Origin of the sequence: Rhodovulum sulfidophilum DSM 1374 (genome assembly GCF_001633165.1) — a bacterium.
Classification (GTDB): Bacteria; Pseudomonadota; Alphaproteobacteria; order Rhodobacterales; family Rhodobacteraceae; genus Rhodovulum; species Rhodovulum sulfidophilum.
In genome coordinates this window covers 1,723,683-1,746,608 of record NZ_CP015418.1, presented here as the reverse complement: position 1 = coordinate 1,746,608, position 22,926 = coordinate 1,723,683, and the positions used below count along the sequence as shown (strand labels likewise).

Sequence of the window (22,926 nt, the reverse complement as noted above, 5' to 3'; positions counted from 1 at the left end):
CGCAAACAGGCCGGACAGACGACTGTACTGACAATGGCGCCGCAAAATCACAATAAAGCTCTTGCAAAGCAGGGGCCATCCACAGAAGACATCTCAGTTCGAAGTGGCGGGCGGATTATCCAGCAGCGGCCGGATCTCGGCCTCGACGATGGCCGGTGTCAGCGGGCCCGGATTGCGCAGCAGCACGGTTCCCTCGCCATCGATAACGAAGGTCTCGGGCACGCCATAGACGCCCCATTCGATGGCGGTGCGGCCTGATGGATCGGCCCCGAGCGCAACGAAAGGATTGCCCAGCTCGTCGAGGAACCGCATCGCCTTGGTCGGATCGTCCTTGTAGTTGATGCCGTAGATCTCGACCCCGGTCCCGGCCAGCGTCTCGAGCTCGGGATGTTCCTGCCGGCAGGGCGCGCACCAGCTGGCCCAGAAGTTCACCAGCTTCACCTTGCCATCGGCCAGCGTCGCGGCATCGAAGGGCCCCTGCCCGGCCAGATCGGACAGCGCCAGCGCAGGTGCGGGCTTGCCGATCAGCATCGAGGGCAGCGCGTCCGGGTCGTCGCGGGCCATGCCGATGAAGAACAGCGCCGCAAGCCCCGCAAACAGGACCGGCGGCAGCAGCAGCAGAGGCGAAATCCGGCGTTTCTCAGACATCGGCGTTCCTCCGGGCCTCGATCTCGGCCAACTGGCGCCGGACCCGTGCCCCGCGCCAGAGCGAGACCGCGATCAGCACCGCGATCAGGCCCATCGTCACCGCATAGGAGGACAGCACGGCGACCGCGTATTTTCCAAGATCGGGGATCATGCCATCCGCTCCCTTGCCAGCATCGCCCGGACCCGGCGGGCCCGGATCTCGGTCCGGGTGCGCAACAGGACCAGCGCGACGAAGAGGCAGACGAAGCCCGCGATGCAGAACAGAAGCGGGATGTAGAACACGTCGGCCACGTTTTCCTTCTTGTCGAGGCTGAGCGAGGCGCCCTGATGCAGGCCCTGACTCCAGAAATTCACGGCATAGCGGCTGAGCAGCGCGAAAACCGAACCGACGATGCACAGGACCGAGGTCAGGTCGGCGGCGGCATCCGGGTTCTCGATCGCCTCCCAAAGCGCGATATAGCCGAGATAGAACAGGAACAGGATCATGAACGAGGTCAGCCGCGGGTCCCAGACCCAGTAGGTGCCCCACATCGGCTCGCCCCAGATCGCGCCGGTGATCAGCGCGATCAGGGTCATGGTCATGCCGATGGGCGCGGCCGCCCGCGCCGCCAGCGCCGAGACGTGATGGCGCCGGACCAGCCAGATCAGCGAGGTCACCAGCATCATCACCCAGGCATTGATCGCCATCATCGCCGCAGGGACGTGGATGTAGATGATCTTGACGGTGGACCCGAAATTCTCGGCCTCGGGCGTCAGGAAGAAGCCCCAGACCAGCCCCACCCCCAGACAGATCGCCGCCGCCACCGAGAAGACCGGCAGCAGGACCGACGAGGTCCGCATGAATTTCTGAGGATTGGCATATTCCCAAAGCGACGACATGAGCGTGTTCCTAGTGGCGTTTCGGAAGGCCCTCAAGTGACGAGCGTGTGAGGCCCCTAGCGCAGATTGATACGGATTGCCGCAGCCGCGGCGAAGGGCAGCAGCGCCATGGCGGCAAGCGTGATCGCCGTCAGCATCAGAAGCGGCGTTCCGGTGTCGCGCCCGTCGATGCCGCGCGCCACCGCCTCGGCGCCGAAGATCAGCGTCGGCACGTAAAGCGGCAGCACCAGCAGCGACAGCAGAAGCCCGCCCCGCTTGAGCCCGACGGTCAGCGCAGCGCCGAAGCTGCCGATCATGCTGAGCGCGGGCGTGCCGAGCGCAAGGCTCGCGGCCAGCCAGCCATAGCCCGCCGCAGGCAGGTTCAGCAAAAGCCCGAGCCCCGGGGCTGCCAGCGTCAGCGGCAGGCCGGTCGTCACCCAATGCGCCGCCGCCTTCATCGCGACGACGCCTTCCAGCGGGATCGGCGCGGTCGCCAGCAAATCGAGCGAGCCGTCCTCGTGATCGAGCGCGAAGATGCGGTCGAGCGAGAGAAGGCAGGCCAGAAGCGCGCCGACCCAGAGGATGCCGGGCGCGATGGCGGCAAGAAGCCCGCTGTCCGAGCCGACGCCGAAGGGTACCAACACGACGATGATGAGAAAGAAGGCCAGTCCGAGCCCGAAGCCGCCGCCGGCGCGGATCGCGAGCCGGAGGTCGCGTTGCAGCAGGGCGATCATGCGAAGGCCTCGTCGAAACTGTCGATCCGGCGCGGCCGGGCGCGGAAGGTCGAGATGTCGAGCAGCGCCGCCTCGAAGCCGAGGTCGATATGGGTCGCGATCAGCGCGGCGCCGCCCCGGTCGAGATGGCCGCGCACGGCGCGTCCGAACTGCGCCACCGAGGCCGCGTCGAGCGAGACCGTGGGTTCGTCGAGCATCCAGATCGGCCGGCCGGTGACCAGCAGCCTGGCGAGGCCCAGCCTGCGCTTCTGCCCGGCCGAGAGGTTCTGCGCCGGGCGCCCGGCCAGATCGCCGAGATCGAAGGCCTCGAGCGCAGGTCCGATGTCGCTCTGGCCGAAGATGCGGGACCAGAAGGTCAGGTTCTCGGAGACGGTGAGCGTGGCCTTGAGCCCATCCGCATGCGCGGCATAGGCGATCGACTCGGGTGGCGCGGAAACGGAGCCCTCAAGCGGCGGCTGCAGCCCCGCCAGGGTCCGGAGCAGCGTTGTCTTGCCGCTGCCATTCGGGCCGCGCAGCATCAGCGCCTGCCCCGCGGCGAGCGTGAAGCTTACCCCTTCGAGCACCGGCACGCTGCCGCGTGCGCAGGCCAGATCCCTCGCCACCAGTTCCATGTGCCCCGCATAGCCGAAAGGGCGGCGGGCGGGAAGCAGGAAAGGCGGGCGCTTGCCGCGCGGCCCTATCGGTCCGGCCACGGGGTTCGGGCGCGCTGATGCGCGCCGCCTCCGGCTGGGGTATTTTCGCCAAGAAGAAGCGCGCGAAAGGATGCGCGCGGTCCCGGGGGCGACCGGCGGGGTGAGAAGACGCCCCGGGGGCCGAGGGGTCAGGGGACGGGCACCAGCGCGACGGCGACCCGGCGGCCTTCGGCGAGAAGGACATTGTAGCTGCGGGCGGCCGACGGGCTGGACATCAGCTCGACCCCGAGGCCCGCGGCCTCGAGCCGGGACTGGAGCCGGTTCGGCAGCGGCGTCAGGCTTTCGCCGGTGCCGATCAGCAGGATGTCGACGCGGCCCTCAAGTGCCATCAGTGGCGCCTCGTCGCCCGGCCCCTGCCAGGGCAGCAGCGTTCCTTCGGCGACAAGCGCCCCACCCTCGTGGATCTCGCCCGCGATCCTGAAGAAGCCCGGGCCGTAGCCGTCGATGGGCAGGCCGTCGGGGATGGTCATGTCGGTCAGTTTCATCGGGGTCTCCTGTCGCCTGGCGTGCCCCGATCATAGACCGGGCGCCGGGCGGGGAAAACCGCCGGGCGCCCGGGAATTCCGGCTGTCATCGCGATCGCGCCGCCGCGGGGCTCAGCGCTCGGCGTTGGCGAACTGGGTGCCCGCGCCGCCATCGCCTTCCTTCGACCAGTCGCGCTTGACACCCAGCATGAGCAGGATGTTCGCGGCCACGAAGATCGAGGAATAGGTCCCGACGATGATGCCCCAGGTCATCGCGAAGACGAAGCCGCGGATCACGTCGCCGCCCAGGACGATCAGCGCAATCAGGGCCAGCAGCGTGGTGAAGGAGGTCATCGTGGTGCGCGAAAGCGTCTCGTTGATCGAGAGGTTCAGCACGTCCTTCAGGGCCATCTTCTTGAACTTGCGCAGGTTCTCGCGGACCCGGTCGAACACCACGACGGTGTCGTTGACCGAATAGCCGACGATGGTCAGCAGCGCCGCGATGATCGCGAGATCGAATTTGAGCTGCAGACCGGCGAAGATGCCCATGGTGAGGGTGACGTCATGGATCAGCGCGACCACGGCGCCGAGCCCAAACTGCCATTCGAAACGCAACCAGATATAGACCAGCATGGCGAGGATCGAGAGGCTGACCGCGATCGCCGCCGAGGTCACCAGCTCGCCCGAGACCTTCGGCCCCACGCTCTCGACCGAGGGGAAGGTGATCGAGGGATCGACCGCGCTCAGCGCCTGTTCGAGCGCGGCGATGGTTTCGGGGGTGACGCTTTCGGCATCGCCCTGGGCCTGGATCCGGATCTGGGCCACGTTCTTCCCGGGGCCGAAGCTCGGATCAAATACCTCGGTGATCGACACATCGCCCAGATCGAGCGCCGAGATCGCCTGGCGATAGGCGCCGACATCGACCGGCTGGCTGCTTTCGGTGCGGATCGTGGTGCCGCCCTTGAAGTCGATGCCGAAATTGAGCCCCATGGTGAAGACCAGCACGATCGAGACCACCATCGCCAAGGCCGAGGCACCGAGCGAGATATGCGAGAACTTGAAGAAGTCCCAGCTGGTATTGGAGGGAACGAGTTTCAGGCGCATGGATCTTCCCTTACAGCACGATGGACTTGGGGCGACGGCGGGCCATCCACATCACGATCATCATCCGCGTGACATAGATCGCGACGAAGACCGAAGTGACGATGCCGATGGCCAGCGTCACCGCGAAGCCGCGCACCGGGCCGGAGCCCATGACGAACAGGATCACCGCCGTCAGGAAGGTGGTGATGTTGGCGTCGAGAATCGCCGACAGCGCCCTCTGATAGCCCAGCTCGATGGCCCGGGCCGGGCCCTTGGCGGTCTTGAGCTCCTCGCGGATACGCTCGAAGACCAGCACGTTGGCATCGACCGCCATGCCGATGGTCAGCACGATCCCGGCGATGCCGGGCAGGGTCAGCGTCGCCCCGATCATCGACAGGAGCCCGAAGATCAGCCCGATATTCACGATCAGCGCGACATTGGCGAAAAGCCCGAACAGCCCGTAGCTGGCCCACATGAACAGCAGGACCAGAAGGAAGGCCGCGGCCGAGGCGATCTTGCCCGCCTCGATCGAGTCGGCGCCGAGCTGCGGGCCGATGGTGCGTTCCTCGAGGAAGGTCAGTTCGGCCGGAAGCGCGCCCGCGCGCAACAGAACGGCAAGCTGGGTCGATTCCTCGACCGTGAAATTGCCGGTGATCTGGCCCGAGCCCGACGGGATCGCCTCTCGGATCACCGGGGCCGAGATCACCTCGTCATCAAGCACGATGGCGAAGGGCGAGCCGACATGTTCGGCGGTATACTGGCCGAACTTGCGCGCGCCCGAAGGGTTGAAGCGGAAGGTGACCGAGGGCTCGCCATTCTGGTCGAAGGCGGGCTGTGAATCGGTCAGCTCCTCGCCCGAGACGACCGGCGTCTTCTCGATGATGTAATAGGTGCCCGGCTCGTCCATCGAGGGCAGAAGCTCGTTGCTCGCCCCTGGCGCCTCGTTGGGATTGCTGGTGCGCGAGACGACCGGGTTGAAGGTCAGCCGCGCGGTGGTGCCGATCAGCGCCTTCAGCTCGTCGGCCGAGCCGATCCCGGGCACCTCGATCAGGATCCGGTCCTCGCCCTGGCGCTGGATCGTCGGCTCGCGGGTGCCGACCTCGTCGATCCGGCGGCGGACGATTTCCAGCGACTGGCGCAGGGTGCGGTCGATGGTGGCCTGCTTCTCGGGCTCGGAAAGCTGCACGGTCAGGACCGCGCCCTCGCCCGAGACGTCGATATCCGACGCCCCGACGCCGGTCAGGCTGACGATGGGCCGGGCCAGGCCGCGGACCGCCTCGAGCGCGGCGGGCATGCCCGCGGGCTCGCCCAGACGGACCTGCAGCGTGCCGGGCGTGCCGTCGATCCGGCGGATCGGGCCGACCCGGTCGCGGACCTCGCGCAGCGCGTCGCGCACATCGGGCCAGAGCGCATCCATGCGGTCGGCATAGACATCCTCGACCTGCACCTCGGCAAGCAGATGGGCACCGCCGCGCAGGTCGAGGCCGAGATTGACCAGGCCCGAGGGCAGCCATCCGGGCCAGCCGTCGCGCTTGGCGATCAGTTCAGGGGTCGCGCCCTGGGTTTCTATGGCCTTCAGGGCATCGTTATGCCCCTCGACCCGGGAATAGAACATGTTGGGCGCGGCAAAGAGCAGCCCCAGCAGAACCACCCCCCAGATCGCGACCCGCTTCCAAAGCGCGAAATCAAGCATCGGCGATCAGGCCTTTTCCGCCGGCTCGGTCTTGTTGAGCACCTGAGAGATGGTCTGACGCACGACACGGATCTTGACGTTCTCGGCGACCTCGATCTCGACCTCGGCGTCATCCTTGACCTTCGAGACCTTGCCGATGATGCCGCCCTGGGTCACGATCTGGTCGCCGCGCCGCAGCGCGTCCACCATCGCCTTGTGCTGCTTCGCCTTCTTCTGCTGAGGGCGGATCAGCAGGAAATACATGATCGCGAAGATCAGGATCAGCGGAAGAAAAGAGCCGAAGGCGCCGGCGGCGCCCCCGCCGGCCGCTTGCGCGAAGGCTGGCGTTGCAAACATGTGGAAGTCCCCGTGTTCGAAGGGCAGACGGGCCGCCCCGTTTTCAGTCGCGGCGCACCCTATCCGTGGGTCTTCTGCTTGGCAAGGCGCTGCGCCGGGGCTTCAAATGGCGTCCCGATCAGGGCATATCAAGGGCCATGCGACCTTCGAGCCGCCCGCCTGCCGCACTGAGCCTCGCCCTTGCCGTCGCGCTGGGGGCAGCGACCCTGCCCGCCGCCCACGCCGCCGGCACCCGCGACCGGGCCGAGCCGCTGGCCGAGGCCCAGCACCGCGCCTGGCGCGCCATTGGCCGGGTCAACGTGGCGGGGTTCGATACCGGCGGGTTCTGCACCGGCACGCTGATCGCGCCCGACCGGGTGCTGACCGCGGCTCATTGCCTTTACGCGCTGCGCGGCGGCGCGCGGGCCCAGCCCGGACAGGTGCATTTCCTCGCAGGCTGGTACAAGGGCAGCTATGCCGCCCACCGCACCGCCCGAGCGCTCCGGCCGAACCCCGGCTTTCATCCCGGAAAGAAACCGGATTCCCGTAGCTTGCGCAGCGATGTGGCGATCCTTCTGCTCGAGACGCCGATCACCGGCATCGCGCCGCTTGCGCTGGCCCTGCCCGAGCGCATCGGCCCCGAGGTCACCGTGATCGGCTATCGCCGCGACCGCCCGAACGCGCTCAGCCGGGTCCGCGACTGCCGCGTGCTGGTCCAGAGCCCCGGCATGGCCGGGCTCAGCTGCCCGGTGACCAAAGGCCTTTCGGGCGCCCCGGTCCTGCAGCGCGCGGGCCGGGGCTGGCAGGTGGTCGGCGTGATCTCGGCCGCATTGCGTGGCGCGGGCGGGATCCGCTCGATCGCCGCCCGCCCCGGCGCGGCCTTTCTGGCGGGTCAATAGGCCCCGGTGAAACCGGTTCCCAGCAGCGGCGGTTCGGGGCAGTCTGCGCTTCAAGGAAACGGAGTGTCCTATGCCCGACAAGCGCCCGGATCTGATTGACTGGCTGGGCTATAACAGATCGCCCGATTTCACAGCGGCACGGCGGTTCGGACGGATCATTGGTCTTGCGGTCTCGGCGCTGGCGCTGGCTCTCATCGCCGGAACCCTCCTCGCCTTCATCATGGCCCTTGTCGGACTGGGCGACTTCGCCCCCGCTGAACGCCGATCCGAGGCAATACGAAATATCGGCCTCGTGCTCGCGGGCCTCATCGGGGTTCCGTTTCTGGTCTGGCGCTCGATCGTCGCGCAAAAGCAGGTGGAGGTGGCCGAACAGGGGCTTATCACCGACCGTCTGAACAAGGCGGTCGGGGGGCTGGGGGCGGAAAAGACCGTAAAGCGGCGGATCACGCACCCGGATGGCACGACCGAGATCGAAGAGACGACCGAACCCAATATCGAGGTCCGCATCGGCGCGATCTACGCGCTGGAACGGATCAGCCGGGACAGCGACCGCGACCATGTGAACGTGATGGAGATCCTCTGCGCCTATATCTGCGAGAATTCACATAGACCGCCATCATCGCAGCCTCTGTCCCGCTCGGAGGACACGGACGCGGCGAAGACTTCCCTTTCCGAACTGACAGACCTGACCGATGTCCAGACCGCGTTGACCGTGCTGGGACGGCGGGCGGAATCCCGTCGTCGCCTTGAAACCGCTGCCCGCTACCGTCTTTCACTGAGCAGATGCAATCTCGCGAAATGCGATCTGAGTGGCGCAGATTTTTCCCACGCCGCGTTCGCCGGGTCCAATCTGAACGATGCATTCCTCTACCGGTCCCGATTTCGCGACTGCAATTTCACGTCTGCCAACATGAAAAGGGTTCAGGGCTATGAGAGCATCTTCGAAGGAGCCGTGTTCGAAAACGCCAATCTGTCGCAGGCCATCTTCAATCGAAGCCGCTTCCTCTTTTCTCCGAAGACACAAATCGGGGCGAACTTTTCGCAAGCACAAATGGAAGACAGTGTCGTCGCCTTCTCGGGAGTGAGGGGACCCGATAGGTGGGCGCTCGGTGCGAACTTTGCAGAAGCCACTTGGAAAAACGCGATCATAATTGGCTTTGAAAGCCAACGCGATACCGACTTCGGCTTCAGGACAGCCCGAACTGGCCCCCCTCCACGTCCAGCGACGATCCATCAGGGGCTCGCCTTCCGCGATTGCATCCTCGGCGCACATCATATCGGGACCCTCGATCTCGAACGCTGCTTCGGTGATGGAACAGTCGTCCTAATCGGGCCGATCATACGACCGCCTCACTGGCCGTCCGAGGCCCTGAGCCAGACAGCATTCGACCGGGAATGCGCCAGGTGGCGCGCCGATCCGGCCTCTTACGTCGCCCCTCAGGATCGGGCATAACCGCCCCAAGACAGAGACCCAGACCACCCGAGGACAAGACATGCACGACATCCGCGCCATCCGCGAGACACCCGACGCTTTCGACGCCGCCATGGCGCGCCGCGGGCTGGCGCCGGTCTCGCCCGCGATCCTTGCGCTCGACGAGGCCCGCCGCGCGAAGATCACCGCCGCCGAAGAGGCCCAGGCCGCGCGCAACGCTGCCTCGAAGGAGGTCGGCGCCGCCAAGGCCCGGGGCGACGAGGCCGAATTCGAGCGCCTGCGCGCGCTGGTGGCCGAGAAGAAGGACGAGATCGCCCGGCTCGACGAAGAGGCCAAGGCCGAGGACAGGCGTCTTCAGGACATGCTGATGAGCCTGCCGAACCTGCCGCTGGCCGACGTGCCCGACGGCGCCGACGAGGCCGACAATGTCGAGCGTCACCGCTGGGGCACCCCGCCCGACCCGGGCTTTGCCGCGAAAGAGCATTACCAGCTGCCGGGCGTCGCCGCGGGCATGGATTTCGAGACCGCGGCCAAGCTGTCGGGCGCGCGCTTCGTGGTGCTGAAGGGGGCCGTGGCGCGCATCCACCGGGCTCTGGCGCAGTTCATGCTGGACACCCATGTCACCGAGAACGGGCTGACCGAGGTCAACGCGCCGGTGCTGGTCCGCGAAGAGATGATGTACGGCACCGGCCAGCTGCCGAAATTCGGCGAGGACAGCTATCAGACCCGCGAGGGCTGGTGGTTGATCCCGACCTCGGAAGTGACGCTGACCAACACCGTCAACGACACCCTGCTGGAAGAGGCCGACCTGCCGCGCCGGCTGACCGCGCATTCGCTCTGCTTCCGCTCCGAGGCCGGATCCGCCGGGCGCGACACCGCGGGCATGCTGCGCCAGCACCAGTTCGAGAAGGTCGAGATGGTGTCGATCGTGCATCCCGAGCAGGGACTTGACGAACTCGAGCGGATGACCGGCTGTGCCCAGGGCATCCTCGAGCGGCTAGGCCTGCCCTACCGCACGATGACGCTCTGCACCGGAGACACGGGCTTCGGCGCGCGGCGCACCCATGACCTTGAAGTCTGGCTGCCCGGACAGGGCACCTATCGCGAGATTTCCTCGGTCTCCTATTGCGGCGATTTCCAGGCGCGGCGGATGAATGCGCGCTTCCGGCCCGTCGGCGGCGGCAAACCGGCATATGTCCATACCCTGAACGGCTCGGGCCTTGCGGTCGGTCGATGCCTGATTGCGGTGCTGGAAAACGGCCAGCGCGAGGACGGATCCGTCGCCCTGCCCGAGGCGCTCGCACCCTGGCTCGGCGGCAAGACGCTGCTGACAGTTGAAGGAGAACTGGCATGATCGACCCTGTGAAGGCGATACTTGTCTTTGTCGCAACGGTATTCTTCGTCGCCTCGGCGCTGATGCCGGGCGGCTTCTCGGGCTTTTCGCCCGACCAGTTTCCGATACCGCAGAACAATCCGCCGGTGCAGCCCGCGGGCTATACCTTCGCGATCTGGAGCGTGATCTATGTCTGGCTTCTGATCTCGGCCGGGTTCGGGCTGTTCCGCCGCGCCCGCGACGGCGCCTGGGAAGCCTGCCGGGTGCCGCTGATCCTGTCGCTCGCCCCCGGCGCGGCCTGGATCGGGGTCGCGCAGCTCTCGCCGGTCTGGGCCTCGCTTCTGTTGTGGTGGATGGCCGCCATGGCGATCTGGGCGCTGGTCGAGACGCCGCTCGTCGACCGCTGGTGGCTGCAGGCGCCGGTCGGGCTTTATGCGGGATGGCTGACCGCGGCCAGCTGGGTCTCGGTCGGCCTTCTGGGCGCGGGCCACGGCATCCTCTTCGGCGAAACGGGATGGGCCTTCCTGGCACTGCTCGGCGCGCTCATCACCGGCGCCGCGGTGCTCTTCCCGCTCGACCGCGCCCCGGCTTATGGCGCGGCGCTGATCTGGGGGCTCATCGGCATCGCCATGGCCAACATCACCGCCGCACCGCTGGTCGCCATTGCCGCCCTCGCGGGCGCCGTGCTGGCCGGGTTCCTGACGGTCCGTGCCGCAACCTGAAAGCCCCGCTCCGGCCGCCTTGCGCGGTCGGATTCGATGCCGGAGGTATTTTCGCCAAGAAGAAGACACGATCGGGCTTCTTCTTGGATCAAATACCCATGACAGGACGGAAAGCGCCGCCCCTGTCCTAAGGGCGGCGCGATGAGCGATCAGCCCTCGGGCTTCTTCCCGAGATGCTTCCTCAGCCGCGAGGGCGTCTTTTTCTTCTTCGCCCTGAACGGGTTGCGATCGCCCTGGCCGCGGAAAGTCAGCCGGATCGGCGTGCCCGGCATCTCGAAATCCTCGCGCAGCCCGTTGACCAGATAGCGGCGATAGCTTTCCGGCAGCTTCTCGGGCAGCGAGGCCATCACCACGAAGGCCGGGGGCCGGGTCTTGACCTGGGTCATGTAGCGCAGCTTGATCCGGCGCCCGCCCGGGGCCGGTGGCGGGTGCATCTCGAGCATACCCGAGAGCCAGCGATTGAGCCGCGCGGTCGGCACCCGGCGGTTCCAGACCGTATAGGCCGACAGCACCGCATCATGCAGCCGGTCGAGCCCGCGCCCGGTCAGCGCCGAGACCGTCACCAGCGGCGCGCCGCGCAGCTGCGGCAGAAGCCGGGCGAATTCTTCCTTGAGCGCGATCAGCTTGTCCTGCCGGTCGGTTTCGAGGTCCCATTTGTTGACGGCCACGACCACCGCGCGCCCCTCGCGCTCGGCCAGATCGGCGATCCTGAGATCCTGCGCCTCGAACGGGATCTGTGCATCGAGCAGCACGACCACCACCTCGGCGAATTTCACCGCCCGGAGCCCATCCGACACCGACAGCTTCTCGAGCTTGTCCTGAACCCTGGCGCGCTTGCGCATGCCCGCGGTGTCGAACAGCCGGACCGGCGTTTCCTGCCAGTCCATCGACAGTGAAATCGAATCGCGGGTGATCCCCGCCTCGGGACCGGTCAGCAGCCGGTCTTCGCCGAGAATGGCGTTGATCAGCGTCGACTTGCCGGCATTCGGCCGTCCGACCACCGCCACCTGCAGGGGGTGCGCGGCGGTCGGCATCCGGACCGGCACCTCCATGTTCTCGTCGTCGTCTTCCTCGTAGAGGTCGACATCGATCTCGGGCGCGGCCTCGGTGTCGATCCGCGCCTCGGCGGCCTCTATCAGCGGCGCCAGCACGGAATGCAGCTCGGCCATGCCCTCGCCATGTTCGGCCGACAGCCGGAGCGGCTCGCCCAGGCCCAGCCCATAGGCCTCGAAGAAGCCCGCATCGGCGGCGCGGCCCTCGGACTTGTTGGCAGCGAGGATCACATGGGCCGATTTCTTGCGCAGGATCTCGGCAAAGACCTCGTCGGCCGCCAGCACGCCCGCGCGGGCATCGATCACGAACAGACAGGCATCGGCCATGCCGACCGCGCGTTCGGTCAGTTGCCGCATCCGGCCCTGCAGGCTTTCATCGGTCGCCTCTTCCAGCCCGGCCGTGTCGATCACGGTAAAGCGCAGATCGCCCAGCCGCGCCTCGCCCTCGCGCAGGTCGCGGGTGACGCCGGGTTGGTCGTCGACCAGCGCAAGGCGCTTGCCGACCAGACGGTTGAACAGCGTCGACTTGCCGACATTGGGCCGTCCGACGATGGCCAGGGTAAAGCTCATGGGTCTCTCCGAACCGGATCAGAGCGCCCGCCTACACCATCCCGGGCCTAGCGGAAAGCCTCGAGTTCCCCGCGCTCGGACAGTACGTAAAGCGTTCCGCCCGCCACCACCGGTCGCGAGGCGGCGCCGCCCGGCAGGTCGATCTCGGCCAGAAGCGCGCCAGAGGCCGGGTCGAAGCCCCTCAGCCAGCCATCATCCGAAGCAAGCCAGATCCGCCCACCGGCCAGGATCGGCCCGTAATGGGCATAGACGGCCTTGAGCTTCTTGGGCTTCTTCTTGGTGAAATAGGGCAGGTCCACCGACCAGATCCGGCTGCCGTCCGAGGCATCTAGCCGGACCAGCTTGTCCTGATCGGTCAGGAAGAACACCGAGCCGCCGACCGGCAGCATCGCGCCGTAGGCCCCGTCCTCGGCGGTCCAGATCCGTTCGCCCGAATTGACGTCGAGCGCGACCGAGCGGCCCGACTGGTTGCCAGCGTAAAGCACGTTGCCCGCCACGACCGGATCGCCGGTGATGTCGGTCACCGCGGCATAGACCGCCCCGCGGCGCTGGCCAGCCAGCGCCGTCCCCCAGACGCGCACCCCGCTTTGGCGAAGTGCGGCGACCAGATCGGCCGAGCTGAACGGGAAGATCGCCAGCCGCTCGGTCACCGCGGGCGCGGCGCCGCCCAGCATTGCGGCCGGCGCGGGCGTGCCCGGGATCTGCCATTGCACGCGGCCGTCGGTGGCCGAGATCGCCCAGGCGCGGTTGTCGCGGCTGACGAAATAGACCATGCCCTCGCGATAGGTCGGCGGGGCCGAGATCGCGGCATCGGCCTTCTGGGTCCAGAGTTCGTCGCCGGTCGCGGGATCGAGCGCGATCAGCGTGCCATAGCCGGTGGTGGCGAAGAGCCGTCCGTCGCCATAGGCAAGCCCGCCGCCGCTGACATCCTTGCCGCGCTTGCCATCGGGCCGCAGGTCGGCCTTCCAGAGAACCTTGCCATCGGCCGAGACGGCCGACGCCTGGCTGCGCGCATCCAGCGTGTAGATCACGCCGCCCGCGACCACCGGCGGCGCGGTGATGCGGTAGCGCCGGCTGTTGCCGGCCCCGATCGAGGTCGACCAGATCCGCGCGGGTTGGGCCGACAGCGCGGCATGCGGGGTGAGATGTTCGGGATTGCCGCCAAGCTGGGGCATGTCGGCCACTGCCTGCGGCGCCGGCAGCGAAATCGCACGCTCGGTCCCGGACGGGTCCGGCTGCGCGGTCTCGAGCCCCAGCGCCTCGCGCACCCCGAGGCGTTCGCCGGGCAGGATTTCCTCATCGCTGCCGCAGCCCGCAACCAGGGCGATCAGCGCGAGAACGCTCGTTACTTGGCCGAATTTCACTGTCGCTGTCCCCTTGATCCTGGGCCCGTCTTTTACGGCTGTCCGCCCCTGCCCGGCCTCAGCCTGCATCCTGCGATCCGCCAAGCGCCACAATCAACTGACTGGCGCGCCGACGCAAGTCCGCGCTGGCCTCGGCATCCTGAAGAAGCCCGCGAAGACGGTCGAGCGCGGCCTCGGTCCGGCCCGCCTCGATCTCGGCATAGGCGATCTGTTCGAGCACCAGCGGGCGGAACGGCCGCCCCGGCCCGGCCAGCGGCTCGAGCGCGGCGATCCGCGCCTCGGGCGGGATCTCGCTGCCGCGCAGCAGCACCAGTTTCAGGGCCGCGAGATCGGCCATGTAGGGCGGCAGCGCGCTGTCGGAGGCGACCGCCTCGAGCCGTTCGGTGGCCGCGATCCGTGCGGCCGCGTCCGGTGCCTCGGAGGCGGCGAGAAGGGCAACCAGCGCGCCCGCCTCGCCCTCTGCCTCGATCCCGGCCAGGGCTTGCGAGCGGGCGGCGGCATCCTGGATGTCGAGCGCGTCGAGAATACGGTCGCCCAGCGCCTGCGCCTCGGCCTGCCGCTGCACCAGGCTCCATTCGCGCCAGGCGGCACCGCCGACCAGAATCAGGATCACGAGCGCCGCGATCCAGCCATAGCGGCGCATCCAGGAGAACAGGCGGTCGCGACGGACCTCTTCGGTCACTTCCTGGATGAAACTTTCGGGATTGGTCATGGGCGTCTCGGAGGTCCGGCTGCTTGGGCTCTTCTGGCGCCTGTCTTAGCGCAGCACCCACCGCTTTGCAAAGCCCGCAACTTTGGCGCCCGGCAGGGTCCGGAGCGCTTGTACGTCCAGGCGGTTTGACAGTACGATCAGGGGAAACGGGGACGGCCGCCGGACCGGCCCCCGAAAGCCCCCGCCGAAGGTGCCGACCCGTGCGGGAGCGATGATGGCGGCGATGGCCCGGCCCGAGGCCCGCCAAGGCGGGTCCCTGTGCATCGGAACGAGAAAGGCAAGCCCGTCCATGCGTTGGATCTCGATGCTCACCGCCCTTCTGGTGACAGTGTCATTCTACCTGCTGATGATGGAACGCGAGCGCGTGATGGCGCTGGCCGGGGTCGATCCCGCCAGTGCTGCGCCCGACACGACCGCCGGCGAGGACGCGCCGCAGGCGGTCTCGGTCGTGGTCATCGACAGCGAGGCCCGGCCGGTCCGGGGCGGCGTGCGGCTCAGGGGCGAGACCGCAGCCGCGCGCAGCGTCGCCGTGCTGGCCGAGATCGACGGCCGGGTGGTTTCGGAACCGCTCAGGAAGGGCCGGTCGGTCGCCGCGGGAGACACCCTCTGCCGGATCGAACCGGGGACCCGGCCGACGGCCCTGGCCCAGGCCCGCGCGGTGCTGGCCGAGGCCCGCGCCCGCCTGCCCGAAGCCCGCGCCGCCGTGACCCAGGCCCGCGCCCAGCTCAACGAGGCCGAGATCAACGACCGGGCCGCGCAGCGGCTGTCGCGCGAGGGCTATGCCTCCGATACCCGCGTCGCGGGGACCGCCTCGGCGGTGTCGACCGCCCAAGCGGCGGTCGCCTCGGCCACGGCCGGGCTTGAAGCGGCCGAAACCGCCCGCCGTACCGCAGAGGCCCAGGTCAGAAACGCCGAGATCGAGATCGAACGGCTGACCATCACCGCGCCCTTCGCGGGCGTGCTCGACGAGGATACCGCCGAGTTGGGCGCCCTGCTGCAGCCGGGGTCGTCCTGCGCCACGGTGACCGCACTCGACCCGATCCGGCTGGTGGGGGCCGTGCCCGAGACCGAGGTCGACAAGATCCGGACCGGCGCGGCCGCGACGGGCAAACTGGTCTCGGGGCACGAGATCAAGGGCCAGGTCTCCTTCGTCGCCCGCATCAGCGACCCTGTCACCCGCACCTTCCGGGTCGAGGCCGAGGCGCCCAATGCCGATGGCGCGGTCCGCGCCGGGCAAAGCGTCGATATCCGCATCGCCGGACCGGCCCGCGACGGCCATCTGGTGCCGCAATCGGCACTGACGCTTGACGATAGCGGACGGCTGGGGCTGCGCTGGGTCGATGCCGACAGCCGCGCGCGCTTTGCCCCGGTCGAGGTGATCCGCGACACCCCTGACGGCATCTGGGTCTCGGGCCTGCCCGACAGCGCCCGGGTGATCGTGGTCGGCCAGGAATTCGTCTCGGACGGCACGCCGGTCGAGGTCCATCGCCGCGAGCCGCCGCAATGACCGGTCTCGTCGACTGGGCCGCGGCCCGCGCGAGGATGGTCGTGGCCTTCGTGCTGATGTCCCTGGTCGCGGGCGCATTGGCCTATATCGAGCTTCCCAAGGAGGGCGAGCCCGATATCGAGATCCCGGCGCTGTTCATCTCGGTCCCCTTCCCCGGCATCTCGGCCGAGGATTCCGAACGGCTGCTGATCAAGCCGATGGAAACCGAGCTGTCCGATCTCGACGGGCTCGACAAGATGTCGGCCACCGCAAGCGAGAACTATGCCGGGATCGCGCTCGAATTCGAATTCGGCTGGGACAAGACCAAGATCATCGCCGATGTGCGCGACCGGATGAACAAGGCCGAGGCCGATTTCCCGAGCGGCTACGAGACCTATACGATCTCCGAGATCAACTTCTCGGAATTCCCCATCCTCGTCGTGAACCTCGCGGGCACGCTGCCGGAACGGACGCTGGTGCGCACGGCCAAGGACCTGCAGGACCGGCTCGAGGCGCTCGATCCGGTGCTCGAGGTGTCGATGGCCGGGCAGCGCGACGAGATGCTCGAGGTGATCCTCGATCCGCTCAAGCTCGAATCCTACAACGTGACGGCGCAGGAGCTGGTCAATGTCGTCACCGCCAACAACCAGCTGATCGCGGCCGACGAGATCGAGACCGCGCAGGGCGCCTTCGCGCTCAAGATCCCGGCCTCGTTCGAAAGCCCGGAGGATGTCTACGACCTGCCGGTCAAGGTGAACGGCAACCGGGTGGTCCGGCTCGGCGATCTCGCCGAGATCCGGCTGACCTTCGAGGACCGCAGTTCGACCGCCCGCTTCAACGGCGAGCAGACGCTGGCGCTGCAGGTGGTCAAGCGCAAGGGCTTCAACATCATCGACACGTCGCGGCTGGTGCGCGAGGAGGTCGAGAAGGCCCGCGCCGAATGGCCGCCCGAGCTGCGGCAGGCCATCGTGGTCACGACCTCGAACGACCAGTCGACCAATGTGGAATCGATGGTCCGCCAGCTCGAGGGCTCGGTTCTGACCGCGATCGCGCTGGTGATGGTGGTGGTCTTGGCCTTTCTCGGCACCCGCTCGGCGCTGCTGGTGGGCTTTGCGATCCCGACCTCGTTCCTGTTGTGCTTCGTGCTGCTGGCGATCCTCGACGTGACGGTGTCGAACATCGTCATGTTCGGGCTGATCCTCGCGGTCGGGATGCTGGTCGACGGCGCCATCGTGGTGGTCGAATATGCCGACCGCCGGATCGCAGAGGGCACAGGACCCATGCATGCCTTCGCCGAATCGGCCAAGCGGATGTTCTGGCCCATCGTCAGTTCGACCGCGACCACGCTCTGCGCCTTCCTGCCGATGCTGTTCTGGCCCGGGATCGCGGGCGAGTTCATGGGGCTCTTGCCGGTCACGCTGATTTTCGTGCTGTCGGCAAGCCTGGTGGTGGCGCTGGTCTATCTGCCGGTGGTGGGCGGGGTCGCGGGCCGGTTCTCGCGGCTTCTGTCGCGGATCAGCGCGAGGCTGCGGCCGAGGCCCAGGCCGCTGCGGATCGGGGTGATGGCGCTGGCGATGGCGACGGCCTTTTTCGGCCTCATGCGGATGCTGAACCCGTCCTATCCGGCCTCGGGCCCGGCCAGTTCCGGCCCGCTCGAGATGCTGCCCGGGATGGCGCTTTTCACGCTGGGGCTGATCGGCTGTTCGCTGGCCGCGAACGCGCTTCGCCGCGAGCGACCCGAACCGGTGGAGGTGGGCCACAGCCCCACTCTCTTCGGCCGGCTGATCCGCGCCATTGCCGGCAATCCGGTGATGCCGCTGGTGACCGTCGCCGTGGTGGGGGCCTTCGTCGCCGGGGTGTTCTTCTATTACGGCAAGCACAATAACGGGGTCGAGTTCTTCGTGAAGACCGAGCCCGAACAGGCAATCGTCTATGTCCGGGCGCGCGGCAACCTGTCGATCGACGAGAAGGATGCGATGGTGCGGGAGGTCGAGCGCATCGTGCTGGCCGAACCCGGGGTCGAGAATGTTTTCGCCTTCGCGGGTGATGGCGGCCTGAGCCAGAACACGGGCGGTGCGAGCCCGCCGCTCGACACCGTCGGCCAGGTTCAGATCGAGCTGCAGAAATGGCGGGAACGGGCCGGGAACCCCGACCTGAACGGCGCCCTGATCCTCGAGCGGATCGAGCGCAAGCTGGAAAAGATCCCCGGCATCCGCACCGAGATCCTGAATCTGGCCGACGGCCCCGCCTCGGCCAAGCCTGTGCATCTGCGGCTGAAGGGCGATGACTGGGACGATCTCGCGGCGGCGACCCAGACCGTTCTCGACCGCTTCGAAGAGACCGAGGGGCTGCGCGACATCGAGGATACGCGGCCCCTGCCCGGCATCGACTGGCAGATCGATGTCGATACCGAAGAGGCCGGCCGCTTCGGCGCCTCGGCGGCGCTGGCGGGCCAGATGGTCCAGCTGGTCACGCGCGGCGTTCTTCTCGACACGATGCGGGTGCCCTCCTCGGATGAAGAGATCGACATCCGGGTCCGGCTGCCCGAACGCGACCGGCTGCTGTCCACGCTCGATACCCTGAAGGTGAGGACCGAATTCGGGCTGGTCCCGCTGTCGAATTTCGTGACCATCAGCCCGGTGCGAAAGATCGGCCGGATCGACCGGGTGGACGGCAAGCGCTATTTCGACGTCAAGGCGGCGGTGACCGACGGGCTGACCACGGCGGACGGCCAGCCGATCAACGCCAATGAGCGGATCGCGACCCTGACCCGCTGGCTCGAGACCGCCTCCTTTCCGCAGGGCGTGAGCTGGGAATGGACCGGCGACCAGGAGAACCAGGAGGAAAGCACGGCCTTCCTGTCGAAGGCCTTCACCGCCGCGCTGGGGCTGATGTTCATCATCCTGCTGGCGCAGTTCAACAGCTTCTACAATTCGGTGCTGGTTCTGCTGGCGGTGGTGCTGTCCTCGGCGGGGGTGCTGATCGGGATGCTGGTGATGGGCCAGCCCTTCTCGATCATCATGACCGGGACCGGCGTGGTGGCGCTGGCGGGGATCGTCGTGAACAACAACATCGTGCTGATCGACACCTATCAGGACTATGCCCGCTACATGCCGCGGATCGAGGCCATCGTCAGGACCTGCGAGGACCGCATCCGCCCGGTCTTCCTGACCACGGTCACCACCATGGCGGGCTTGCTGTCGATGATGCTGGGGGTCAGCTTCGACTTCGCCAATGGCGGCTACACAATGGGCAGCCCGGCCTCGCTGTGGTGGACCCAGCTTGCGACGGCGGTGGTCTTCGGGCTGGGGGTGGCGACGGTGCTGACGCTGGTCTTCACGCCATCGCTGCTGGCCTTGCGCGAATGGGTGCGGGCGGGCGCCTATGGGTCGCTGCGCCGTCTCGCGGCGCTGAGCGCGGGGCCCGGCAGCCGTGCCGCCCGCGACCTGGCCCTGAACCGGGCCGCCGGGCAGCTGGATCTGCCCGAGATCGTCTGGAGCGAGCCCTCGGGCCCGACACCGCCCGGGCAGGCCGCGGAGGACAGCAAGGACGGGGACGGGAAGGGACTGCGCGCCGCCGAATAGCCCCCCCCGGGTCGTATGTTCCGGATGTCGGCCCCGGATGGCAGACCGGGGCGTCATGGGTATTTGAACCAAGAAGAAGCAAGGGACCGCTGTCAATGGCGGCGCGACACGGAGCCCCGGGCTTATTCGGCGGCGATATCCCCGTCCTCGCCCGCCTGCTGGCGCTGCCACATCGCGGCGTAGCGGCCGCCATGGACCAGAAGCGCCTCATGGGTGCCGCGTTCGACCGCCTGACCGTCTTCCAGCACCACGATCTCGTCGGCATCGACGATGGTCGAGAGCCGGTGCGCGATGGCGATCACCGTGCGGCCCTCGCCCATCGCCTTGAGTTCCGACTGGATGCCCGCCTCGGTCTCGGAATCGAGCGCCGAGGTCGCCTCGTCGAGCAGCAGGATCGGCGGGTTCTTCAGCAGCGTCCGGGCGATGCCCACGCGCTGTTTCTCGCCGCCCGAAAGCTTGAGCCCGCGTTCGCCGACGAGGGTCTGATATCCCTTCGGCAGGGACGTCACGAAGTCGTGGATCTTGGCGGCGCGGGCCGCGGCCTCGATCTCGGCGGGGCTGGCCCCGGGGCGGCCATAGGCGATGTTGTAAAGGATGGTGTCGTTGAACAGCACCGTGTCCTGCGGCACCACGCCGATGGCACGATGAAGGCTGTCCTGGGTGACCTCGCGCAGATCCTGCCCGTCGATCGCGACCGCGCCGCCGGTCACGTCGTAGAAGCGGAAGAGCAGCCGCCCGATGGTCGACTTGCCCGCGCCCGACGGCCCGACGATGGCCACCTTGCGCCCGGCCGGAACCGAAAGCGAGACGCCCTTGAGGATCGGCCGTCCGGGGTCGTAGCCGAAGCGCACATCCCGGAATTCGACCGCGCCGCCCGTCACCTTCAGCGCGGCGGCATCGGGCCGGTCGGTCACCTCGGCGGGTTGTTCCAGCAGGGCGAACATGTCACCCATGTCGATCAGGCTTTGCCGGATCTCGCGATAGACCGCGCCGAGGAAGTTCAGGGGCATGGTGATCTGGATCATGTAGGCGTTGACCATCACGAAATCGCCGACCGTCAGCTTGCCCGCCTGCACCCCCAGCGCCGCCATCACCATCACCGCGATCATGCCGGCGGTGATGATCAGCGCCTGACCGAAATTCAGCAGCGCCAGCGAATAGGAGGTCTTGATCGCGGCCTCCTCATAGCCCTCCATCGCGCGGTCGTAGCGTTCGGCCTCGCGCGCCTCGGCGCCGAAATACTTCACCGTCTCGAAATTGAGCAGGCTGTCGATGGCCTTCTGGTTGGCGTCGGTGTCCTGATCGTTCATCCGGCGGCGGATCTTCACCCGCCAGTCGGTCACGACGAAGGTGAACTTGACATAGACCGTGATCACCGCCGCCACGACGGCGAGATACCAGAGATCGAAGGCCAGCGCGAAGACGACGCCGACCATCGCAAGCTCGAGGACCAGCGGGGCAATGCTGAACAGCAGGAAGCGGAGCAGGAACTCGACGCCCTTCACGCCGCGCTCCATCACCCGCGACAGCCCGCCGGTCTTGCGCGAGATGTGATAGCGCAGCGAGAGCCGGTGAATATGGGTGAAGGTTTCCAGCGCCAGCCGGCGCAGCGCGCGCTGCCCGACCCGGGAGAAGATCGCGTCGCGAAGCTGCTGGAAGCCGGTATTCATCAGCCGCGCCATGCCATAGGCGACGGTCAGCCCGACCGCGCCCACCGCCAGCAGCAATGTGTCGTTACGGGCCTCGCCGGTCAGGCTGTCGACCGCGGCCTTGTAGAGGAAGGGCGTGCCGACCGAGACCACCTTGGCCAGCAAAAGGGCAGCCAGCGCCAGCACGACGCGGCGCTTGACCCAGCCCTGACCCTGCGGCCAGAGATAGGGCGCGACCTTGCGGATCGTGCGCATGCCCTGCTCGCGGTCGAATTGCGACAGGTCTGCGGTAGTGGGACGTCTGCCACGGCGCATCGGGGAGAGGCCTTCCTAAGGGGAGCGCGGCCGACCCTAGCGCCGGAGACCGGAAAATGCCAGCGACGCCATGACTATTCGACATGCGGAAGATCGAAGATCTGGCCGGGATAGATCAGGTCGGGATCGCTGATCTGGCCGCGATTGGCCTCGAATATCTTCACATATTGCATGCCCCGGCCATAGGTCCGGTCGGCGATGCCCCAGAGCGTATAGCCGGGCTGCACGGTCATGACCCGGACCCCGGCCGGTCCGGCGGGCGGCGGCATGGCGGCCGCGATCTCGGCGGCGGGCTCGCGCTGGAACGGGGTCTCGATCCGCGCCGCAACCCCGCCATCGTCGGCCAGCAGATCCGCCCGGAGGACATGGCGACCGGCGGCGATGCCGGGCGCGCGGAGGGTCCAGCGTCCGGCGCCGTCGATCGCGGTCTCGGTCAGCGGCGCGTTGTCGATATAGAGCCGAAGCGCGGCCCCGGGACGGCCGCGACCGGCAAGACGCACGGCCCCTTGGGCATCATAGGAAATCGCGTCGAGCGTCAGTCCAGAAACCGGCGGCGCCTCATGGGGATGCGGGGGCTCGAGCAGGCGCACCCCTCCGGCATCCGAGATGAGGATGGCGGCGGCATCGGCCGGAGGCGGCCCGATTATCGCGGATGACGGCGCGCCGCTCTGCGACGGGCGCGGTCCTTCCGCCGCATCCTCGAGCCCTCCGGCTGGCCCGGTGGCAGTGGAAACGGACCGGTTCGGGGCCAGAATCACCGTCGCCTCGGAGGCGGTCCGGCGCCCGTCGGCCCCCAGCATCGCAAGCGAGATCCGCCGCGGCTCGTCGCTTTGGCCAAGATCGAACAGGACCGCGAAATTGCCAGCGGCATCGGCCTTGGCGCGGGCGGCCTCGCGGCCCTCGACCAGCACCGCGACGACGCTGCCCGCCCCGGCCCGGCCCGAGACCAGCGCGCTGCCCTCGGGCGTGACGCGGACCAGATCGAATGCAGGCGGCGCGAACACGGGCATCGCGGGCGGCACCGCCTCCGAGCGGTCGCCCGCAGCAGGGGGTTGCGCGTCGGTATTTGCAGCATCAGGGGCCTTGTCGGTCGTATCCGGCGAGGTGACGGCCGCATCCTGTTCTGCCTGGGGCCCGTCGCTCTTGCGCTCGTCGTCCCGCCCGAGGAACCAGGCAGCGACCATGAGAACCAGCGCCGCCTCGCCGCCGAGGATGATCCAGGTCCAGACCGATCTCCGGATCGGTGCCTTGCGCGCGCGTTCTGGCATCGCCCCTCCTCCCCCGCATGGACCGCCCTGTGGCCCGATGCCTTGCGGGACAA

General features: G+C 67.9%; 20 protein-coding genes. 6 read left to right on the top strand and 14 right to left on the bottom strand.

Features of this window, described 5'->3' with window-relative positions:
• Positions 1-93 precede the first annotated feature (93 nt).
• From A6W98_RS08260 to yajC, 9 genes are all read right to left on the bottom strand, one after another.
• Entirely contained in the window at positions 94-648 is a 555-nt protein-coding gene (locus tag A6W98_RS08260; protein WP_155734756.1) for a DsbE family thiol:disulfide interchange protein, read from the bottom strand.
• Entirely contained in the window at positions 641-799 is a 159-nt protein-coding gene (gene ccmD, locus A6W98_RS08255) for a heme exporter protein CcmD (RefSeq protein WP_060835448.1), read from the bottom strand. Before ccmD ends, A6W98_RS08260 begins: the two co-directional genes overlap by 8 nt.
• Positions 796-1,527 (bottom strand): heme ABC transporter permease, encoded by a 732-nt coding sequence (locus tag A6W98_RS08250; protein ID WP_042460146.1) that lies wholly within the window; start codon positions 1,525-1,527, stop codon positions 796-798. The genes ccmD and A6W98_RS08250 overlap by 4 nt, the downstream gene beginning before the upstream one ends.
• Before the next feature lie 56 nt (positions 1,528-1,583).
• On the bottom strand, positions 1,584-2,240 hold the full coding sequence (gene ccmB, locus A6W98_RS08245; RefSeq protein WP_042460143.1) for a heme exporter protein CcmB: 657 nt from the start codon (positions 2,238-2,240) through the stop codon (positions 1,584-1,586).
• Positions 2,237-2,851 (bottom strand): heme ABC exporter ATP-binding protein CcmA, encoded by a 615-nt coding sequence (gene ccmA, locus A6W98_RS08240; RefSeq protein WP_042464779.1) that lies wholly within the window; start codon positions 2,849-2,851, stop codon positions 2,237-2,239. Before ccmA ends, ccmB begins: the two co-directional genes overlap by 4 nt.
• Positions 2,852-3,060: 209 nt before the next feature.
• Entirely contained in the window at positions 3,061-3,417 is a 357-nt protein-coding gene (locus A6W98_RS08235; protein ID WP_042460140.1) for an Mth938-like domain-containing protein, read from the bottom strand.
• Between the two features lie 111 nt (positions 3,418-3,528).
• A complete protein-coding gene (gene secF / locus A6W98_RS08230; protein ID WP_042460137.1) occupies positions 3,529-4,500 on the bottom strand; it encodes a protein translocase subunit SecF in 972 nt (323 codons plus the stop codon).
• A 10-nt stretch (positions 4,501-4,510) separates the two neighbouring features.
• Positions 4,511-6,172, bottom strand: coding sequence for a protein translocase subunit SecD (gene secD, locus A6W98_RS08225; RefSeq protein WP_042460134.1), 1,662 nt, complete (start codon positions 6,170-6,172; stop codon positions 4,511-4,513).
• A 6-nt stretch (positions 6,173-6,178) separates the two neighbouring features.
• On the bottom strand, positions 6,179-6,508 hold the full coding sequence (gene yajC / locus A6W98_RS08220) for a preprotein translocase subunit YajC (RefSeq protein ID WP_042460131.1): 330 nt from the start codon (positions 6,506-6,508) through the stop codon (positions 6,179-6,181).
• Between the two features lie 65 nt (positions 6,509-6,573).
• On the opposite strand from yajC, the gene A6W98_RS08215 reads away from it, so the two are divergent.
• From A6W98_RS08215 to A6W98_RS08200, 4 genes are all read left to right on the top strand, one after another.
• Positions 6,574-7,386: a trypsin-like serine peptidase gene (locus A6W98_RS08215; protein ID WP_052677983.1), complete on the top strand. Its 813-nt coding sequence runs from the start codon at positions 6,574-6,576 to the stop codon at positions 7,384-7,386.
• Between the two features lie 70 nt (positions 7,387-7,456).
• Positions 7,457-8,839, top strand: a complete 1,383-nt coding sequence (locus tag A6W98_RS08210; protein WP_052677982.1) for a pentapeptide repeat-containing protein — start codon at positions 7,457-7,459, stop codon at positions 8,837-8,839.
• 40 nt (positions 8,840-8,879) lie between these two features.
• Complete coding sequence (gene serS / locus A6W98_RS08205) at positions 8,880-10,172, top strand: serine--tRNA ligase (protein WP_042460128.1); 1,293 nt, start codon at positions 8,880-8,882, stop codon at positions 10,170-10,172.
• Positions 10,169-10,873: a hypothetical protein gene (locus A6W98_RS08200; protein WP_042460125.1), complete on the top strand. Its 705-nt coding sequence runs from the start codon at positions 10,169-10,171 to the stop codon at positions 10,871-10,873. Before serS ends, A6W98_RS08200 begins: the two co-directional genes overlap by 4 nt.
• Positions 10,874-11,022: 149 nt before the next feature.
• Here the strand turns inward: A6W98_RS08200 and der are convergent, their stop codons facing one another.
• Genes der through A6W98_RS08185 form a run of 3 tightly spaced genes read right to left on the bottom strand, consistent with a single transcriptional unit; the run spans position 11,023 to position 14,571 of the window.
• The gene (gene der, locus A6W98_RS08195) at positions 11,023-12,495 is read right to left on the bottom strand and encodes a ribosome biogenesis GTPase Der (RefSeq protein WP_042460122.1); all 1,473 of its coding nucleotides are present in this window, start codon (positions 12,493-12,495) and stop codon (positions 11,023-11,025) included.
• Between the two features lie 47 nt (positions 12,496-12,542).
• The gene (locus A6W98_RS08190; protein ID WP_042460119.1) at positions 12,543-13,859 is read right to left on the bottom strand and encodes a PQQ-binding-like beta-propeller repeat protein; all 1,317 of its coding nucleotides are present in this window, start codon (positions 13,857-13,859) and stop codon (positions 12,543-12,545) included.
• A 58-nt stretch (positions 13,860-13,917) separates the two neighbouring features.
• Complete coding sequence (locus tag A6W98_RS08185; RefSeq protein ID WP_042460116.1) at positions 13,918-14,571, bottom strand: tetratricopeptide repeat protein; 654 nt, start codon at positions 14,569-14,571, stop codon at positions 13,918-13,920.
• Between the two features lie 289 nt (positions 14,572-14,860).
• Between A6W98_RS08185 and A6W98_RS08175 the strand changes: the two genes are divergently transcribed.
• Together A6W98_RS08175 and A6W98_RS08170 are read left to right on the top strand one after the other, a co-directional pair.
• Positions 14,861-16,078 (top strand): efflux RND transporter periplasmic adaptor subunit, encoded by a 1,218-nt coding sequence (locus tag A6W98_RS08175; RefSeq protein WP_042460110.1) that lies wholly within the window; start codon positions 14,861-14,863, stop codon positions 16,076-16,078.
• Positions 16,075-19,641 (top strand): efflux RND transporter permease subunit, encoded by a 3,567-nt coding sequence (locus A6W98_RS08170; protein WP_042460107.1) that lies wholly within the window; start codon positions 16,075-16,077, stop codon positions 19,639-19,641. The genes A6W98_RS08175 and A6W98_RS08170 overlap by 4 nt, the downstream gene beginning before the upstream one ends.
• Before the next feature lie 122 nt (positions 19,642-19,763).
• Here the strand turns inward: A6W98_RS08170 and A6W98_RS08165 are convergent, their stop codons facing one another.
• Positions 19,764-21,605 (bottom strand): ABCB family ABC transporter ATP-binding protein/permease, encoded by a 1,842-nt coding sequence (locus tag A6W98_RS08165; protein WP_081251848.1) that lies wholly within the window; start codon positions 21,603-21,605, stop codon positions 19,764-19,766.
• Between the two features lie 74 nt (positions 21,606-21,679).
• The gene (locus A6W98_RS08160) at positions 21,680-22,873 is read right to left on the bottom strand and encodes a LysM peptidoglycan-binding domain-containing protein (protein ID WP_052677981.1); all 1,194 of its coding nucleotides are present in this window, start codon (positions 22,871-22,873) and stop codon (positions 21,680-21,682) included.
• Positions 22,874-22,926 lie beyond the last annotated feature (53 nt).